Here is a 19248-nt window from a genome sequence, read left to right as displayed (position 1 = left end):
AAATACCTACCATTTTTTGTCCAAGGTAAAAATTTAAAAATCAAATACTTGAATTTGTTGCATGACAGGCAGATTTAATTTTTAGTGAAAAGCCGGTAAGCTATGCACGCTCTTATGAAATGATCCGGGTTATGAAACAAGAAACTGCACTTAAACTGATGAAAGCGGGTGAAAATGTCTTTTTGACAGGTTCGGCAGGTGCAGGAAAAACCTATACGCTCAACCAGTACATTAACTACCTGAAAGCACGAAAAGTCCCGGTAGCAATTACTGCCTCAACCGGTATTGCCGCGACACATATGAATGGCATGACCATTCATACCTGGGCAGGCATCGGTATTAAAGATTTTTTAAGTGATGATGATCTAAAGCGCATGAAAGAGCGCAAATACCTCAAGGAGCATCTTGAAAATGCGCAGGTGCTGATTATTGACGAGATCTCCATGTTGCATGCGAAGCAGCTCAATCTCGTTAATCAGGTATTGAAATACTTCAAAGAATCTGACGCCGCATTTGGGGGTATTCAGGTGATTGCAGCAGGCGATTTTTTTCAGCTCCCCCCGGTTGGCAAAAATGATGAGCGTAATCGTGATAAATTCTGCTTTATGTCTGATGCCTGGGTAGAAGCCAAGTTCCGCGTCTGTTATCTGACCGAGCAGCATCGTCAGGACGACGAAGTCCTGAATCAGGTATTAAATGCAATACGTGCCCAGCGAATTCATCCGCAGCATATTCAGGCTTTAAAAAAGTCCCGACAGCATGATATTGGAGAAACCTTTACCCGTCTCTATACCCACAATATGGATGTAGACAGCTTAAACTACCAGCATCTGAATGCCATCGAAGGCGACGAACACCAGTTTGAAGCTGTATGTGACGGTAATGAAAAGCTGGTAGAGACTTTAAAATCATCAGTGCGCGCTCCCGAAAATCTCACTTTAAAAAAGCATGCCAAAGTGATGTTTGTAAAAAATAATTTTGATCTGGGCTATATTAATGGCAGTTTGGGTGAAGTGATCGGTTTTGAAGAAGATGATGAACATGGCCTGTTACCGAAAGTCAAGCTGACCGATGATACAACACTGCTTGTTGCCCCAGAAACCTGGTCAATTGAAAATGAAGCCGGAAAGGTTATTGCAAGTTTTCAGCAAATTCCTTTACGTCTGGCTTGGGCTATTACGATCCATAAAAGCCAAGGAATGACTTTAGAAGCCGCAGAAATTAATCTGAGCCATACTTTTGAAAAGGGTCAAGGTTATGTGGCATTGTCCCGGCTAAAATCACTGGAAGGCTTGAAACTGGTAGGATTTAATGACCAGGCTTTGGAACTGGACAGTTTAGCTATTAAAGCAGATCGCCGTTTTCAGGAACTTTCTCAAGAAGCCGAGACCCATTTTGCCGATACAGATTTAACAGCGCAGCATAAGGCTTTTATCCGGCATTGTGGTGGTACACTTAATGAAACCGAAATCCAGCGCAATGAGAAAAAAATTGCCAAAGCAGGAAATAAGCCGAATTATGGTTCTGCTACGCTTGATGAAACCAAGGCTTTATTTGAAGATGGTTATGATATTCAGGATATTGCACAGGAACGCGGTTTAACAGCAGCGACGGTGATCAATCATCTGGCACGCTTGCATAAAGAACAGGGACTCGATATTTCAGTTGCCCATCCGGGAGAGGAAGTGGTCGAGCAGGTACGCAAACTTTATAAACGTTTGCAAAAGAGCAAGCGCAGTGAAAACTTTAATGATGATGGTTCGATTAAATTACGTCCTATTGTTGAAGCGACCAGTCCACGTATGGGTTATGATCAGGTCCGTCTGGCCCTGCTTTTTATAGAATGAACCTGAAAAATTCAAAAGTTATTATATATAGAACCAGCAGGAAGCGTTATGCCACATGTTGTTGTTGAATATTCCGCAAATATAGAATAGTTAGACCGTCCCAAACTGCTTAAACGGATTAACCAGGTATTAATTGAAAGTAAACTGTTCCAGCCGAATGATATTAAGGCACGTCTTTATTGCAATGAAGATTTCCTGATTGGTGAAGGAGACAGTTCACAAGCATATATATATGTTGAATTTTCCCTGTTCAATGGCCGTACAAATGAACAGAAACAGCGGGTCCGAGAGGCTTTAATGCATGTGCTTACACAGCAGGACTATTATAAGACAGATAATGACCTGCAGATCCAGCTGTGTGTACAGTTATTAGAGATGGATAAAGAAAATTATCTTAAACAGATAGTAAACTGTTAAAAATATATGAATTAAATTGGCAATATGAAGATATTTAGCCGGAATTTCTATCTAGAAATCAATCAGCTGAAAATCAGCATATTGTAGTAGCATTTCACTATTGAGAGTGTGGATATAATCCATAAAGACCACATTAAAACTACCCACACTGGCAATTTTCTCATATGCCAGTTTGCCGGCAATAGCAAAATGCAAGTGGGCTGCCAGAGCTGCAATAGTGGGTGTAGTAACTGCACTATAAGCTGCAATCAGTGCGCCCAGCGCACAACCTGTGGCTGTAACCTTAGGTTGTAGATAGCTACCACCATTGACCTGTATGACCAGTCCAAGCTCGCGTGACAGAATAAAATCTGCTTCACCAGAAATGGCAATACACTCACTATGCACAAGCAGACATTGTGCCTGTCTGTAAACGGTATGACTGCTTATGGTACTGTCTACGCCTTTAGCCTCAACCTGCTTACCAGCGAGTGCGCTGATCTCAGAGGCATTACCCCGGATGACTGAGGGCTTAAATGCCAAGAGCTGATCAACCATACTACTGCGCCATTTTAAAACTGGTCCATAGCCTACAGGGTCCAGTACCCAAGGTGTACTTTTATGATCAACAGTTTGTGCTGAAATCAGCATGGCCTGCATCTGTTCAGTCGTCGGTGTGCCCAAATTAATACTCAAGGCTGATGTAACATTTGCAAAACTTTCTGCTTCAAAAGGGTTATCAATCATGGCTGGTGAAGCGCCCGCTGCCAGTAGAATATTCGCAGCATAATTGGTAGCGACACTATTAGTAATGCATTGTACCAAGGGTTGCTGTTCCTGTAATCGCGTCCATGCCTGTATAACCTGCTGGAGGAGTGTATTTTTTTGTTCAGTAAAGCTCATTTTTTACCTTGATGTAATCTTTAAATATGATGCGCTGATACCTAGCGGATAAAATAGTGGTCCTGATGTTTGCACTGACGACAGAACAGACTGACATATTCTGCTGTATCGTAATCTACATCAAGTTCATGAGAACCACAGTACATACAGCGTTTAGTTGAGTAAAATTCGAGACGTGGTGCAATTTTTTTCCAAGCCTTCCAGACTGGCTGAATAAAGATCTGATCATCATAACCCAAGAATTTAAACAGCAGGATATAGCTCATCTTGCTAAAGGGGATATTGGATGGGCGTGGTAAAGTACAGGTTTCCCATTTTTCCTGTAAGCCACGTTCCCGATACTGTTGTAGGGTTTTTTTCAGCAAGTTGGTATTAATAAAATTTTCATTGCGGGGTTGTAAGGCTTTATGCTTATGCAGGTATTCCAAGGCATTCTGGATCATATAATAAATCTGGCCCACTGCCAGAGAGTCCATTAAACGGTAGCAAAAGGTTGCAAAACCTTTATTACCCGAAATTTGTATTCCCCATGTACGGCAGTAGTGCTGCATAAAACAGACAATTTCCTGATAAAGTACCAGATATAAGGCTTCTTTCACTTCATCACTACTTTTAAATGGAATTCCCAAACTCAGATTATTTAAAAACCAGTACCGGAGTTGCTGGGTAATGCTGAATAAACTTGGCTCGGAATAACCATCAAGGCGTACATTAATATAATAGCTTTGTGCCTCATCACTAAATTCGCTGCATACCAGTACCTGATCTTTGACCAGCTGTTTAAGCAGACTGCTCTGAAAGAAGTAGTTAGGAGTAATAGGTTGGTATTTGATCAGATCCCAATGAATGTATTCATCATGAGGTACATTTTCTTGAATACGGTCGTCTAGCAAGCTCAATAAAAACAGTTTTTGCAAAAAATTAAGCTGATCTAAGCCAATTTCAGTAGTCTGTTTATTTTTATATTTACGTTGTTCCTGTAGTCGTGTTTCTTTTAGTATTTTTTTGCGTGACTTACCACAGCTTTCACAGTGACAGGTATGCTGCTGCTGTTTAAAAAGCCGGTGTTCACAGAAGCTGCACTCATGAAACTCTACAGGCTGTTCATGCTGCTCTGCTTCTACCCACCACATAGAGGCGCGGCATAACGGGCAAGGTGTACTTTCATCAAGCTGTTTATGCAGAACTGAATAGAGGGTACTCATGCCGTGTTTTTTCCAAAAATCGATCGCCTGATGCTCGCACGAATTATATCAAGCCTGTCTGAAAAAGGTGCCGAAACTTGTAGAGATATTCTTTCAGGTCTTTTAATTCAAAGGTTGAAAGATATTTCTATAAATACGATATCAGTTATATATTCATTTACTCAAATACTGGACATTCAGGAATTGAAAAGCTTGAATCATGCCTTACATAAGTTGAATAGAGTATCTATATGTTTAAAGTTCAGCGTATGATAAAAGTATTGATAAAAATGATCTGATCCGATATACGGTCAAAAAAGGAATAGCTATGAATATTGCAGCACAACCTCCTGTTCAGGATACCCAGACGGTCTATCTGAAAGATTATCAAAAGCCTGCTTTTCTGGTTGAAAGTGTTCAGCTAGATATTCAGGTCTATGATGATTATACGCAGGTTGACTCAATTCTTGTGGTGCAACGCCAAACGGCAGGTGACCTGATACTTTTAGGCCGTGATCTGGAATTAAAATCGATTCAAATGAATGACCAACTGCTTTCAGCAGATGACTATCACCAAGATACTGAACAGCTGACTATTTCAAACGCACCAGATACGGTTACATTGCAGATCAGTGTAATTATTCATCCGGAAAGTAATACTCAGCTTGAGGGTCTTTATAAAGCCGGCAACCTCTTTGTAACCCAGAATGAACCAGAAGGTTTTCGCAAGATTACTTATTATCCCGACCGCCCAGATGTTTTATCTGTCTTTACTACACGGGTTGAAGCCGATAAAAAGTATCCGGTTCTACTGGCTAATGGCAACCTGCTTGAAACCGGAGAAGCAGGTGAAGAGCGTCATTACGCGATCTGGGAGGACCCGACCAAGAAACCAAGTTATTTATTTGCCTGCGTAATTGGTGATCTGGCAGTTCTGAAAGACCGTTATGTGACCTCGGAAGGACGAGATGTTGCACTTGAGATTTATGCTATAGAGAAAGATATTCCAAAGTGCCATATTGCGATGGAAGCATTGAAGCATTCTATGCGCTGGGATGAAGAGCATTACGGCCGTGCCTATGATCTCGATAACTATATGATTGTGGCGGTTAGCCAGTTCAATATGGGGGCTATGGAAAATAAAGGTTTGAATATTTTCAATACTTCCTGTGTACTGGCCGATGAAGAGTACACCACAGATGCTGCAATTATGCGGGTGCAATCTGTGATTGCCCATGAATATTTCCACAACTGGACAGGTAACCGGATTACCTGTCGTGACTGGTTTCAGCTCTGTTTGAAAGAAGGTTTAACTGTATTCCGTGACCAGTCTTTCTCTGAAGATTTACAGTCTGCTGCTGTACAGCGAATTGATGACGTGGCTGTACTGAAATCGCATCAGTTTCCTGAAGATGCGGGCCCATTGTCACATCCACCACGTCCAGACCATTTTGTGGAAATTAATAATTTTTATACTGACACCGTATATGAAAAGGGGGCAGAAATTAACCGTATGATGGCAACCTTGCTGGGTAAAGAAAAATTCCGTCTGGGAACAGATGAGTACTTTAAACGTCATGATGGTCAAGCTGTTACTGTGGAAGACTGGATTGCAGCGCTAACTGCCGGTTCAGGTGTAGATCTGTCTGCATTTTTGACGTGGTATAACCAGCCCGGCACACCAACACTTGAGGTACAGGGTGAATATAACAGTATAACCCAAACCTACCGTTTAAACTTTAAGCAAAGTATAAAGCCGAACGTAAAATATCTGAACCTGAAATCAGTTCCAATTCCAGTCGCGTTGGCGCTTTTTAACCAGAAAACAGGGGAGCAGTACACACTGCAATCTCCGGATCTATTTGTAGATCAGGTAAAAGATGGGGTTTATCTGTTTGATCAGGATACAGCTTCGATTGAGATTAGCCATATTCCTGAAAAACCGGTTGTCTCATTGCTGCGAAATTTCTCTGCGCCAGTAAATTTGAAATTTGATTATTCCGATGCTGATCTGGCTTTTCTGATTCAGCATGAAACTAACGGCTTTAACCAGTGGCAAGCTACCCAGACCTTACTTGAGCGTATTTTGCTGGATAATCATCAGGTCGACATCTATATTGAGGCTATTCGCCATACTCTGCCAGATATGGTACAGAAAGATCCGTTACTTGCTTCGCGACTGCTCGATGTGCCGAGTGAAAACTATCTGGGTAGCCGTATAGATCATGATTATAATCCGGTCATTATTCAGGAGCGCCGTGAAGCCTTACTGAATGAACTGGCCCGTGAATTGGGTTCATTCTGGCAAGAGACATATCAGGCACTTAATCCTGATTTACAGCAGGACTTTTCTCAAGCTATGGGAGAGCGTGCACTAAAAAATATCATGTTGATGATGATGGCTCGTCAAGGTGACGAGCTGGCATTTGCATGGGCAGGTGAGCAGTATCAAAATACGCATAATATGTCTGAGCGTCTGGGCGCTTTACGTGTGCTGGTCTGGCATGATGCACCGCAGGCACAGGAAATACTTCAGGATTACTATAATCGATTTAAAGATGAAGCCTTGTCTTTGGATCAATGGTTTATGGTGCAGGCAGCTCATCCAAAAGCCACTGAAGAGACTTTACGTTATTTGACCTCCCATGCAGATTATGATTTAGGTACACCTAACCGGATCCGTTCGGTCAGCGGCGGTCTAAATGCAAATCCGGTCAATACCTGGAGTTTTGGTGTAGATTATCTAGTAGACCTCGCAGCTTATTTAGATGAGAAAAATCCGATTGTAGGCTCTCGTCTGCTTCAGTCGTTGTCACGGTGGTATACACTGGCTGAGCCGCAACGTACTCAGGTTCAGGCTACTTTACAGCAGCTTAAGGGACGGGTTAAATCTAAAAACGTATCTGAAACTTTAAGCAGCATGCTTAATATATAAAGTGGATTATGTGTAATTATGATGCTCCGGATGTGTTGCACTGCCGGAGCATCATTTTATAGTAAATATAAATAATATAGCCTTAGCAAGATTTTAGAAAAAATTATTATAATTTAAGATATTACTGTTTAACAATCATCACTTGCGTTTCAGTATTGGTGAGAACTTCTTGCGCTACACTGCCGAGCATATATTTTTGTAGTCCCTTATGTCCATGAGAACCCATTACAATCAGATCAGCTTTTACTTCTGCGGCTATTTTAAGTATGCCAACTGACGGTATTTCACCCATAACAACACGCGTATCGGCCTTTACATTCTGTTCAATACATAATTGATTTACTTCATCTAGTAGCTTTTCTGCCTCGGCCTTAGCGGCCAGATAGTAATCTTTTAAATTAGGTAAGGCACTATAAAAATCAATTCCTTTGAAAGGGTCAACCGCAACAATACTGATAATTGAAAGCTGACATTGAAATGTTTTAGCAAGTGTAATCGCATGCTTTACTGCTGCCATAGAGACTGAAGAACCATCAATGGGTGCTAAAATATTTTGATATATCATAATATTATGTCCTTTTATAAAGTGAAAAGTTTGGCTTATCGTTTTGTTTATTATATTAAATCGCTGACAACAAGAATATTAGGAAATTATAACTACTTAATTTGGGAAAAGTTAATTCACTACTCTGTGATAAAAAATATACACTTTAATTTTTAAGGTTCTTTAATTTTAAAGATTGTATTTTTATATCTTTGAGGCTAAAAAATAGCCATACTCTCTCCTAAAAATTATAAAAGCTTGATACATTATTTTACCATTTGTTAAAATATTGGTTACAAATAAGTGTATGTAAAATTAAAAGATTATGAATATTTTAAAGTTTATCAAGAGTTTCAATACAATCAATGCCTATCTCGTAGCTGCAATTATTTTACTCATAATATTGGTAGTCAATTTTTATTTTATACATCCTTCTTGACTATGAATTAGCTGAAAAGATAGTTAACCTTTGGTACAAAACAAGGTTATCTATCTTTTAGTTATTAATTAAATTACACAATATATTTAGAATACATAAACGCTATACTCTTCACTTAAACTTTCAATAGCATCAAACAAGAATTGCTTTAATGGATTTTTAGAACCATGTAGTTACGCTAGGTACACTTCATAGCATTCAATACGTTAAACCTAAATTTTTTATTACCTTTAAACATAGTAACTTTATTTCATGTTCTGAAATAAAAAGGACTACTATGAGCCGTAACTTGCGTATAGCTAAAAATATCTATTTAAGTGTAAGTAAAGAAAAGGGATTCTCTTTTGATCCATTGGGAGATCTGAATGCACTTTTATTGAAACTACTAGAAAAAGACAAAAAGTTATTTATCAAATTACCAATAAATTATGAAGACCTGAGCAAAATGGAACTTATATCATCTAATAGCTTGGGAAAAACTGATTTTAGCTGTATTCCTGACCGTTTAGATAGCCAAGAGTTTGTAATATGGCTAGCGAAATTAATTGAAGTGATTAAATCCAGTCCTTTAGATCAAAATCTGAAATCTAAGAAAAAGTATGATCATGCAGAGGCAATCCTTAATCATTTCTCCCCAGGTAATAAAGTAAAATAAAATCAGAGCAAAGAAAAATTTTTTATCAAAGGAGTAAAAAGAAAATTTAAAATAATTTGAGCAATATTTTAATGCTCTTAATAAAGGAGATATTATCTTTAATAAAAGCAAAATAGATTTTTTAAAATAAAAAGTAATTTATTTTTAGATAGACATATATATTTACAATATGACAGTAAGAATTAATAAAGACTAATTTAAATATTTTTTTAGATTAAGTTTAAGAAATAGAGATATTTATAAAAATTATGAAAAAATTAAGGTGGTAAATAAGCAAATATAAGAATCTTTATAAGATAATTGAAATATATTGTCACTTTTTGTTATTGATTATGAGAAAGTAGTGCTGTATAAAAAATATACCACTTCAAAGAAAAAGGTGGACTATGGACGCTTTAGAATTATTATTAACTTCTTCATCTGCCTTTCTGCTTATGATCGTTATATATGCGTTTGGTCAGATGTTTAATTAGCAGTATTTTAGAGAAAAAAGCATCTTCGGATGCTTTTTTTATAGCAGCCTCATAACAAAATTAATTGTTATATTCTGCAATTCTTTGAAAAAAGGCATTTATCCTTTAGGATAAAACTTATTATTTATATTCTTATAAATTTGAAATATAAGGAGAATGCCTAAATGTCTTATAAATATGAGTATGCCGGTTTTTGGGTCAGATTTGGCGCCACTATTATAGATGCTCTAATTATGTTTTTAGCCATTATTCCAGCTGCATGGATTTTCTATGCAGGGGATTTTGATTTGATCTTTGCTACCGGGTTAAGTGATCAGCCACAAAACTTATATTTTGACATACTCATGAATTATATTTTTCCTATATTCTATAGTGTACTGTTCTGGCTATTTGCTGCGGCTACGCCTGGCAAAATGTTAATGCGCTTAAAGGTTCTAGATGAAAAAACGGGAAATAAACTCACTTTAGGACAAAGTATATTACGCTATATTGGTTATATACCCGCTACTCTGGTTTTTCTTATTGGTCTGATCTGGATAGCTTTTGATCCTAAAAAGCAGGGATGGCATGATAAAATGGCCAAAAGTGTGGTAGTGCGTGAAATCTAAAATATTTTTAATGAGTAAATATGGGTGAATCCAGTATTTCTTTCTTATTTATTGCTAGCTATAGCCATAATCTCTGAAGTCATTGGTACTACATTTTTGGTTACATCTAAGGGTTTTACCAAATTAGGCCCGACTTTTGCTATGGTATTGTTTTATATTTTATCCTTTTATCTGTTATCTCAAGTCACTAAAGTTATCCCTATCGGTATTGCTTATGCCATATGGGGTGGTGTCGGTATTGTATTGACTGCATTTATTGGCATATTCTTTTTCAAGCAGTCTTTAGACTCCGCCGCAATCATTGGTATTAGTATGATTATTGGCGGTGTACTGGTAATTAATCTTTTTTCTTCAAGTGTTGGTCATTAGTCTGCTGTGTACCGAGCTTTAGTAACTTTTATTTTGGTTTTAAATTTAAAGACCAACATAACGATTATACCAAAAGTCAGACCCCAAAATGCCGAGCCGATACCTAAAAACTGTACACTTGATGCACTAAATAAAAAGGTCATCAGGGCTGCTTCTCGTTCCTCTATCTCATGAAAAGCTAGAGCAATGTTGTGACCAATAGTACCAAACAGGGCTATACCGGCAAGCGCAGTAATAAATACCTGTGGAAATGACATCAGTAAACTAGTCAGTGTGGCTGCAAAAAGTCCTACCAGAATGTAAAAAAATCCACAGCTCATACCGGCAATATAGCGTTTTGCAGGATCAGGATGAACCTGATCATCCAGACTGATTGCTGCACTGATTGCTGCAATATTTACACTATAACAACCAAAAGGAGCGAGTAGTGTTTGTGACAGTCCTGTCCAGCCAATCAACTGATTAATATGCGGTTTATATCCATAGCTCTGTATCATGGCAATACCCGGCAGATATTGCGAAGCCATGTTGATAACAAAAAGAGGAAAGGCCAGTCCTAAAATCGCTGACCAGCTAAACTCAGGGGCCATCCATACGGGTTGAGCTAACGACCATTGTATGACCGGCGTATGAAACTCCATAAATAGGGGACAGACTGTTATACCACCGATTACAGTGAGCACAATACTATAGCGTGGCCATATGCGCTTGCTGAGTATATAAATCGCGAGAATAGAAACAATAAACCCCCAGTTAGTTTGCAGACTGGCAAAAAGTGCAATACCAAATTTGAGTAATACTCCAGCCAGCATAGCACTGGTCAGACTTTGAGGAATATAAGACAGGGCTTTTTTGAATACGCCTGAAAAACCCAAGATTGCGGTAAGTAGGCCACATATGAAAAAGGCACCAATTGCCTCGTAAAGGGTATATCCGCTACCTGTTGCAATGATCAGTGCCAAGCCTGCAGTTGACCAAGAGGTTGCTACCGGATATTTAAACTTCCATGAAAGGAAAAGACCGGATATACCAATTCCCAGACCTAACGCCCAGAACCATGAACTGATCTGTTCTGAAGTTGCACCTAAAATCTGAGCAGCCTGTATAACCAGAACTGCTGAAACACTAATGCCCACCAGAAAAGTAATGAAACCTGCAAAAATGGCAGGTATTGAAATGTCCTCAAGGATTTTCTGCATCATGACTTATTAATGTTTATATTAAATCGTTTAAAATGCAGACATCATACGCTCGTCAGATAAGTGCTTAAAGTATTTTTCACGTTTATTTATGATAAGAATCAACAATTATTCTCTATATGAGAAAGTGCTCAAGTTAAACTGCTAGTAGCAAGCTTGACTCCAAAACTGAAAAATAAAAGACCAACCAGAAACACGCTGACAGAACTAATTTTCGGGCTCTGCCTAAAAAAGCCTGAAAGTTTTCTACCTGAAAAAATGAGTAAGGTCAGATAACTCATGCTGGTCACCTGTAAAATAATAGCGAGGGTCATAAAACTGAGCGCAGGATGAGGATAATCAGGATCAATAAACTGAACAAAAAAAGAAAGAAAAAAGAGTATGGCTTTAGGATTGAGCAGGCTAACGGTTAAAGCTGTTCGAAAAGGGCGAATACGGTAAATAGTCTGTAACTCAGCTTCTACCTGGCGGTTATAAACTGCTTTACGCCAAGTACTGATACTCGCTTTAAGGAGTTTAAATCCCAGATAGGTTAAATATGAGGCTCCCAAAACTTTCACCACTGTAAACACCCACGGAAAAGCCAAAAGTAAGGAGGCTGCGCCGAGTACAGTGCAAAACATAAGAATAACATCCCCTACAAATACACCAAAAGCGCCCTGATAGCCGGCTTTAATACCGTAACGGGAAGCAATTGACATAACATATAAGGAGTTAGGACCGGGAAGAAGAATAATTAAGACCGTACCAATAATATAGGTGGTCAGATCAGCAATACCAAACACGGGCGATGCTCTGCAATAAAAAACCGCTTGAGGTTATTATAACCAAAAGCGGTCAGTAAAAATGCAGAGAAACAAGATTTAAGGCTTAATTTCAGCATCCATACCAAACATTTGGCGTAACTGGATACTGAGCTGATGACGTGCACTAATAAAGCCATCAATACCGCCTAGAAGCAGCTGATAAGCCATAAGGTCTTTGTCCAGTTCACTGGCAAAGCTCTCTGGGGTCTGTGCCGGGCGTTCAATCAGTTCGGCCTGTTTTGCTTGTTCAATACTTAGAGCTGTCTGAACTTCACGGTCGTTTTCTTCAAGCTGGCTCAGTAAAGAAGGGGCAATAGTAAGCAGGTCACATCCAGCAAGACCTAGCACTTGGTCAATACTGCGGAAACTGGCACCCATAACTTGTGTCTGTATCCCTTGCTGTTTGTAATAGTAATAGATTTTTTTCACAGACTGCACGCCGGGGTCACGCTCAGTTGGATAGCTTTCCACGCCTTCAGACTTTTTGTACCAGTCCAGAATCCGACCTACAAATGGTGAAATTAAAGTAACCTTGGCATCTGCACATGCCTGAGCCTGATGCAGGCCAAACAGCAGGGTCAGATTACAGTGAATACCTTCCGCTTCGAGTATTCTGGCAGCCTGTATCCCTTCCCAGGTTGAGGCAATCTTGATCAGTACCCGTTTTTTATCAATACCATACTGCTGATAAAGTTCAATCAGTTCATGAGCCTTTTTAACTGTAGCTTCTGTTCTAAATGACAAAGAAGCATCAACTTCCGTAGATACACGACCTTCTACTAGTTTTAAAATTTCAACGCCCAATTTAACTGTTAAAATATCAATCGTACGTTCAATCAGGGCATCTTCAGTAAAGTTTTCCTGCTTTGCCTGTTCAAAAGCAGATTGGATTAATGTCCTGTTTTCCGGCTGAGCTGCTGCTGCGGTGATTAACGAAGGATTGGTGGTAGCATCCAGAGGACGAAATTGGCGAATAGCTTCAAGGTCGCCCGTATCTGCCACGACGGTAGTCAAATTTTTTAATTGGTTTAATGCTGAATGTGTCATTGCTATCAAAGTCTAAAATTAAAATAGTTGTGAAATCAGTTATATCACAAAGCCTGACAGGCTAAAGTGAAAATTAATAATCAAAATATTTCTTATACATTTAAACGCTTTTCTCGAAGATGCTGGATTAAAAAACGTGCAGCTGCGCCCAGTTCAGTTTCCCGGCTCCAGACCAGATCGACATAATATTCAAATTTTGGGGTGAAATCGGCAATTTCCAGAATCTTTAAATCTTTGGCAAGCTGTGCATTCTTATTAAAAATTTCTAGGGGCAAAATTCCCCAACCCAAATTCCGGCTGATCATGGCACAGGCTGAGTAGTGATTATCGGTACGCCAGTATTGTTTTGAAAAAAGCAGTTCAGGTTTAATCAGATGATCACGACTCGCGACTACAATTTGTCTGCTTTTTAAAATATCCTCAAATGTTACCTGTTTAGAAGCAGCCAAGCGATGAGTATAGGCAGCTACGGGTACGATGACTTCACGCTTGAGTTCAATAAACTGTTCCCGACTATCCAGCTGTTCACGCTCAAACATAAGCGCCAGCTGGGCACTACGATTAATCAGCATCTGCAAAGCATCTTCTTGTGGTGCGGAAATAACATTAATTTGCAGTTCTGGAAACTGTTTTTCAACAATACTGACATAATCAGTCCAATTGGTATAAAGCAGCTCCGACACCACTATAATGGTTAAAGAGGACTCAAGGCCATTGCTTAATGCAAAGGCATGCTGTTTCCATTGATTAATCTCAACCAGTAGCTGTTCAGTTTTTTCATAGAGCACCCAAGCCTGAGAGGTAGGCACAGGCTCACGCCCATTACGTTTGAAGAGTTGAAGATTTAAATCAATTTCCAGATTTGCAATTGACATACTTACAGCCGAGGGGACTTTTCCCAACTTTCGCGCTGCTGCTGAAAAAGAACCTGTTTCAATCACTGTTTTAAAAATAGTGAGCTGGTCTTGATTTATATTCATCTATCAAAAAAAATGAAAGGAGCTAATTAGATTAGTCAATATTATGCACATAAAATAAACTTATCAATAAATTTGTAGGTGAAAGTCATGTTATTGTCCAAGCGCAGGCTGATCCATGCGCTGAGTTATGAAATTATTTTATTAATTATCATTGCGATTGCACTAAGTTTCCTATTTGAAGTACCAATGGAAGTGTCAGGTACACTTGGTGTGGTCATGGCAATTACTTCAGTGATCTGGAATATGATTTTTAATCATTTTTTTGAAAAATTTGAACACAGGCATCAGCTTAAAAGAACAGTTAAGGTGAGAATTTGTCATGCAGTTGGTTTTGAAGGTGGTTTAATGCTCGCGACTATTCCAATGGTGGCTTATGCTTTAAATATAGGCTTGGGCCAAGCTATTCTGCTGGACCTTGGTATGACATTATGTATATTGGTATATACTTTTATCTTCCAGTGGTTTTATGACCGCATCGAAATGCGGCTGGGATATGCACCAGATTATCGATAAGTCTCGGACAGGAAGGCCGCTGTTAAACAAATTTTTATCATGTTTTGATCTTAAAGTTAGAGATAATTAAAATTAAAGATCATTGTAAATATTATATAAAAGCCAGATTAAATGCCTTAGATAGAATAGGGTGGTAAGAAACCAGCTATTATGATTTTAAGACAAGGAACTACAAGAAAACCGCTTAATCATTAAGCGGCTTTCTTGTATTCATTCACAAAGCAGAAATTATTTTTCTACAATTGCTGTAACACCCTGTCCACCCGCTGCACAGATTGAAATCAGTACCCGGCCAGAACCTTTTTGATTAATCAGTTTTGCAGCAGTAGCCAAAATACGGCCGCCAGTCGCTGCAAATGGATGCCCTGCTGCCAGTGAGGAACCATTAACATTCAATTTAGAGCGATCAATTGACCCAAGTGGCGCTTCCAGTCCTAAACGCTCTTTACAGAAAGCTGGGTCTTCCCATGCTTTTAAGGTAGAAAGTACCTGGGAAGCAAAAGCTTCATGAATCTCATAATAATCAAAATCCTGAAGTTTCAGACCGGCACGTTCAAGCATACGTGGAACTGCATAAGCAGGTGCCATTAGCAGTCCCTCTTTCTTGTTAACAAAATCAACAGCAGCAGTTTCAGTAAAGGTCAAATAAGCCAATACTTCATGACCGTTAGCTTTTGCCCATTCTTCAGATGCCAGCAATACAACAGACGCACCATCAGTTAGGGGAGTCGAGTTGCCTGCGGTCATAGTAGCTGTCTCACCTTTACCAAAAACAGGTTTCAGTTTTGACAGTTTCTCGACAGATGAATCTGGACGAAGGTTCTGGTCACGTTCAATACCGAGAAAAGGAGTAATCAGGTCATCAAAAAAACCTGCTTCATAAGCTGCAGCCAGCTTATGATGGCTTGATGCAGCCAGTTCATCTTGTGCAGTACGAGAAATTCCCCATTCGAGCGCAGTAATCGCCTGATGTTCACCCATAGACAAGCCAGTACGTGGTTCACCATTTTTAGGCGCATCCAGTAGGTTTTTAACATTAATTTTAGTTAAGGCTTTTAGCCGGTCTTTTGCAGTTTTGGCAATATTGAGTTCGAGTAAGGCCTTACGCAAGCCATCCCCAAAAGCGATTGGCGCGTCGGAAGTGGTATCTACACCACCAGCAATACCTACATCAATCTGGCCCAAGGCAATTTTATTTGCAACCAAAAAGGCAGCCTGTAAACCAGTACCACATGCCTGCTGGATGTCGTAAGCAGGTGTTTCAGGTGCAAGTTGAGTATTAAGTACACATTCGCGTGTCATATTAAAGTCACGGCTATGTTTCAGAACAGCACCAGCAACGACTTCACCAATGCGCTGTCCCTGCAGATTAAAACGCTCAACAAGGCCATTTAATGCTGCGGTTAACATATCAGTATTGGATGCAGTAAAGTAAGGACCATTTGAACGTGCAAATGGAATACGATTACCACCAATAATTGCAACGCGGCGAACTGTGTTTTGACTCATGTTTTGATCCTGTTGAACAGAAGATGGATTAGACGAAGTAACTTTAGCTGCAGTAGAGACAGTTTTTTTGCTACGGCTAGAAGTGGATTTTACTGCTTTGGGAGATTCGGTCGTACTTTTAGCAGTACGTGATGCTGTTTTTGATGTATTTGACACGTTTTCCCGAGCAGAATTCTCGACCGCCTGATTTTCTTGAGTTGTTTTAGTCATAAGGCTTTTCCAAGCACGTTTACGATATTCTGATGTGTTACATTAACATATTATAGAATAGCCTGAATTGACTACAATGACATTGCATGGAGCTTTCAGGTCAAGACATCAAAACAGTAACTCAAGTATTATTTTGCTAGAATCCGGTGGACCCTTTGAAATATAACTGTTTGAGATTACTTCTAAAGTCAACAGAACTCCAGGTTCATTCAAATTAAATTGTATGAGAGATAATAAACATGACTGATCAATACCAGGTATTTGCAAAATCTCCAATTGGTAAATTTGTCATCAAGAATCTAGGTTTACCATCGCCAATCCAGCTGGACCGTTTTGAGTCAGCTGCGCCTGTTATTAAAGGAGCAGTACTTTTAGGTGCAGCACCCTCAAGCACATTGTCTGGTGAAATTGCACAGGTTTTAAACAATATCCATGCAAATAGCTATGCAGGTAATAATGCTGAACTACAGCAGGCAGCAGCCCAGACCGGCTTGAACCTCAGTGCTTTTAATGCTGGCGATAAAGAGTCCAAGTTTAAGGCAGTGGTATTTGATGCTTCCGGAATCCAGAACTCTGAGCAGTTAAATGAACTGTATAAATTTTTCAATCCGGTTGCCCGCCAGATTCAGACTTCTGGCAGAGTGATTGTAGTAGGCATTACACCTGAGCATGCCAAAACAGTAAAACAGGCAATTGCCCAGCGCGCATTAGAAGGCTTTATTAAGTCAGTTGGCAAAGAATTCAAAAAAGGTATTACCGCTCAAGTTGTATATGTAGATGAAGGCGCTGAAGCGAATATTGAATCTACTCTACGTTTCCTGCTTTCACCTCGTTCAGCTTATGTATCTGGTCAGGTAATCCGTGTATCTAAAGCTGAAGTGATAAATGTTAACTGGGCTAAACCTTTAGATGGCAAAGTGGCATTGGTAACTGGTGCCAGCCGTGGTATTGGCGAGGCGATTGCACAGGTACTGGCACGTGATGGTGCTCATGTGATTTGTCTTGATGTGCCACAGCAGCAAGCTGACCTTGAGCGGGTTGCAGCAAGTATTGGTGGTTCAGTTTTGGCACTGGATATTACCGCAGCTGATGCAGGTGAAAAAATTAAGACAGCTTCCGCAGAAAAAGGTGGTCTGGATATTATTGTGCATAATGCCGGTGTGACCCGTGACAAGACGCTGGCCAATATGAAGCCTGAACTTTGGGACATGGTACTAAATATCAACCTGTCTGCGGCAGAGCGTATTAATGACTATCTGCTGGAAAATGATGGCTTAAATAACAATGGCCGTATTGTATGCGTATCCTCCATATCAGGTATTGCGGGTAATCTGGGCCAAACTAACTATGCTGCCTCTAAAGCAGGCGTAATCGGTCTGGTTAAATTTACCGCACCACTGCTGAAAAATGGGATTACCATTAATGCAGTTGCCCCGGGTTTTATTGAAACTCAAATGACCGCAGCCATACCATTTGCAATCCGTGAAGCCGGACGCCGTATGAACTCTATGAGTCAAGGGGGGTTACCGGTAGATGTTGCTGAAACGATAGCATGGTTTGCCTCAACTGCATCTACAGGCCTAAATGGCAACGTTGTGCGTGTCTGTGGACAAAGCCTGTTAGGCGCGTAAATTTTTCATAAAAACTCTTTTCCACTAAAGGGAAGAGCAGTATAAAAGGAGAGGTGGATTTAAACCTCTCTGGCCCTCTTCCTGAGCAAGGGAGAGGGAATTTTATTTATAAAAAAGATATTGATGAAGGTTGAGTATGCACACACGTCATTTTAGCCAGTTACCTAAGCCTTATCTGGCTTATCCAAAAGTTATTCAGGGACTGATTTTTAAAAAGCCTAAAGCTGAGAAAGTATTGCCACAAGTTGAATATGTTGTGGACTCTCTTAAGATCGATCAGAAACATCTGAAAGCCTACAATGAAGTGTGCGGCTTTAAAAATAATGGAGAGGTTCCTGCAATTTATCTGGCAGTACTTTCACAAAGTCTGCAAATGCATATGATGACGCAGGAAGCTTTCCCGTTTGCAATTCTGGGGCTGGTACATATTCGCAATATGGTACGTCAAACCCGTAGCATCAATACCAGTGAAGAGCTGACGTTGTCTTGCAGGTTTGGTGAACTTAAACCCCATGATAAAGGTATACAATTCGACTTTATCACTACTGCTAAAGCTGGTAATCAGGTCGTGATGGAAGGGCTGACTACCTATCTGGTTCGCCAGAAAAGTACAGTAAAAGCGGCTGAAAAGGTAAAGGCTGAACAGGAACCCGAATATCAGTTGAAAGAAAAATGGGATATTTCTGAAAATACCGGACGCCGCTATGCTCTAGTCTCAGGAGACTTCAACCTGATCCATATTCATGCAGTTACAGCCAAGGCATTTGGTTTCAAGCAGGCAATAGCACATGGTATGTGGAGTAAGGCTCGGGCACTGGCAAGTCTTGAACTACCAGAAGCTTATGAAGCCGATGTGAATTTTAAATTACCTATGTATTTACCTTCCCGGGTAGAGCTTCTCTCTGCCGAGCAAGGCCAAGATACAGTATTCCTGATTTGTAATGCCAAATCGCATAAACCCCATGTTGCGGGTTGTATTAAAGCGTTGTAAGTTTTAAGC

The 19248-nt window shown here is 39.8% G+C and carries 17 protein-coding genes; 9 read left to right on the top strand and 8 right to left on the bottom strand.

The window, feature by feature from the left end:
• Positions 1–131 precede the first annotated feature (131 nt).
• Positions 132–1847: an AAA family ATPase gene (locus ACRAD_RS07860; protein WP_016801289.1), complete on the top strand. Its 1716-nt coding sequence runs from the start codon at positions 132–134 to the stop codon at positions 1845–1847.
• Positions 1848–1952: 105 nt separating this feature from the next.
• Positions 1953–2264, top strand: coding sequence for a 5-carboxymethyl-2-hydroxymuconate Delta-isomerase (locus ACRAD_RS07855; RefSeq protein ID WP_227548705.1), 312 nt, complete (start codon positions 1953–1955; stop codon positions 2262–2264).
• Between the two features lie 51 nt (positions 2265–2315).
• On the opposite strand, the gene thiM is transcribed toward ACRAD_RS07855, so the two are convergent.
• Positions 2316–3146 carry a hydroxyethylthiazole kinase gene (thiM, locus tag ACRAD_RS07850; protein ID WP_005026310.1) on the bottom strand — a complete coding sequence of 277 codons (831 nt, stop codon included), beginning with the start codon at positions 3144–3146 and terminating at the stop codon, positions 2316–2318.
• Between the two features lie 41 nt (positions 3147–3187).
• Positions 3188–4351, bottom strand: coding sequence for a hypothetical protein (locus ACRAD_RS07845; RefSeq protein ID WP_005026308.1), 1164 nt, complete (start codon positions 4349–4351; stop codon positions 3188–3190).
• Positions 4352–4658: 307 nt separating this feature from the next.
• On the opposite strand from ACRAD_RS07845, the gene pepN reads away from it, so the two are divergent.
• Complete coding sequence (gene pepN, locus ACRAD_RS07840) at positions 4659–7265, top strand: aminopeptidase N (protein WP_005026305.1); 2607 nt, start codon at positions 4659–4661, stop codon at positions 7263–7265.
• A gap of 121 nt (positions 7266–7386) precedes the next feature.
• Here pepN and ACRAD_RS07835 read toward each other — a convergent pair whose 3' ends face one another.
• Positions 7387–7830, bottom strand: coding sequence for a universal stress protein (locus ACRAD_RS07835; RefSeq protein WP_005026303.1), 444 nt, complete (start codon positions 7828–7830; stop codon positions 7387–7389).
• A gap of 695 nt (positions 7831–8525) precedes the next feature.
• Between ACRAD_RS07835 and ACRAD_RS07830 the strand changes: the two genes are divergently transcribed.
• The 3 genes from ACRAD_RS07830 to ACRAD_RS07820 all read left to right on the top strand — a co-directional run bounded on the left by ACRAD_RS07830 (position 8526) and on the right by ACRAD_RS07820 (position 10353).
• On the top strand, positions 8526–8903 hold the full coding sequence (locus ACRAD_RS07830; protein ID WP_005026301.1) for a hypothetical protein: 378 nt from the start codon (positions 8526–8528) through the stop codon (positions 8901–8903).
• Positions 8904–9540: 637 nt separating this feature from the next.
• On the top strand, positions 9541–9984 hold the full coding sequence (locus tag ACRAD_RS07825) for an RDD family protein (protein ID WP_005026299.1): 444 nt from the start codon (positions 9541–9543) through the stop codon (positions 9982–9984).
• 24 nt (positions 9985–10008) lie between these two features.
• Entirely contained in the window at positions 10009–10353 is a 345-nt protein-coding gene (locus tag ACRAD_RS07820; protein ID WP_005026297.1) for a DMT family transporter, read from the top strand.
• Here the strand turns inward: ACRAD_RS07820 and ACRAD_RS07815 are convergent.
• The 4 genes from ACRAD_RS07815 to aceR all read right to left on the bottom strand — a co-directional run bounded on the left by ACRAD_RS07815 (position 10350) and on the right by aceR (position 14385).
• On the bottom strand, positions 10350–11552 hold the full coding sequence (locus tag ACRAD_RS07815) for a benzoate/H(+) symporter BenE family transporter (protein WP_034670891.1): 1203 nt from the start codon (positions 11550–11552) through the stop codon (positions 10350–10352). The two genes, ACRAD_RS07820 and ACRAD_RS07815, sit on opposite strands and share 4 nt — an antisense overlap.
• A 131-nt stretch (positions 11553–11683) precedes the next feature.
• A complete protein-coding gene (gene leuE, locus ACRAD_RS07810; RefSeq protein WP_005026293.1) occupies positions 11684–12337 on the bottom strand; it encodes a leucine efflux protein LeuE in 654 nt (217 codons plus the stop codon).
• Positions 12338–12415: 78 nt separating this feature from the next.
• On the bottom strand, positions 12416–13405 hold the full coding sequence (tal, locus tag ACRAD_RS07805) for a transaldolase (RefSeq protein ID WP_005026292.1): 990 nt from the start codon (positions 13403–13405) through the stop codon (positions 12416–12418).
• Positions 13406–13497: 92 nt separating this feature from the next.
• Positions 13498–14385 carry an HTH-type transcriptional regulator AceR gene (gene aceR, locus ACRAD_RS07800; protein WP_005026290.1) on the bottom strand — a complete coding sequence of 296 codons (888 nt, stop codon included), beginning with the start codon at positions 14383–14385 and terminating at the stop codon, positions 13498–13500.
• A gap of 87 nt (positions 14386–14472) precedes the next feature.
• On the opposite strand from aceR, the gene aceI reads away from it, so the two are divergent.
• The gene (aceI, locus tag ACRAD_RS07795) at positions 14473–14898 is read left to right on the top strand and encodes a chlorhexidine efflux PACE transporter AceI (protein ID WP_005026289.1); all 426 of its coding nucleotides are present in this window, start codon (positions 14473–14475) and stop codon (positions 14896–14898) included.
• A gap of 228 nt (positions 14899–15126) precedes the next feature.
• On the opposite strand, the gene ACRAD_RS07790 is transcribed toward aceI, so the two are convergent.
• Positions 15127–16617, bottom strand: a complete 1491-nt coding sequence (locus ACRAD_RS07790; RefSeq protein WP_005026287.1) for an acetyl-CoA C-acetyltransferase — start codon at positions 16615–16617, stop codon at positions 15127–15129.
• 239 nt (positions 16618–16856) lie between these two features.
• Between ACRAD_RS07790 and ACRAD_RS07785 the strand changes: the two genes are divergently transcribed.
• Both ACRAD_RS07785 and ACRAD_RS07780 read left to right on the top strand, forming a co-directional pair.
• Positions 16857–18248, top strand: coding sequence for a 3-oxoacyl-ACP reductase (locus tag ACRAD_RS07785; RefSeq protein WP_005026285.1), 1392 nt, complete (start codon positions 16857–16859; stop codon positions 18246–18248).
• A gap of 136 nt (positions 18249–18384) precedes the next feature.
• Entirely contained in the window at positions 18385–19239 is an 855-nt protein-coding gene (locus tag ACRAD_RS07780; protein WP_005026283.1) for a MaoC family dehydratase, read from the top strand.
• Positions 19240–19248: the final 9 nt, after the last annotated feature.

The sequence above is a fragment of the Acinetobacter radioresistens DSM 6976 = NBRC 102413 = CIP 103788 genome, assembly GCF_006757745.1.
In the GTDB taxonomy this organism is placed as follows: Bacteria; Pseudomonadota; Gammaproteobacteria; order Pseudomonadales; family Moraxellaceae; genus Acinetobacter; species Acinetobacter radioresistens.
This window is presented reverse-complemented; position numbering and strand designations above follow the sequence as displayed.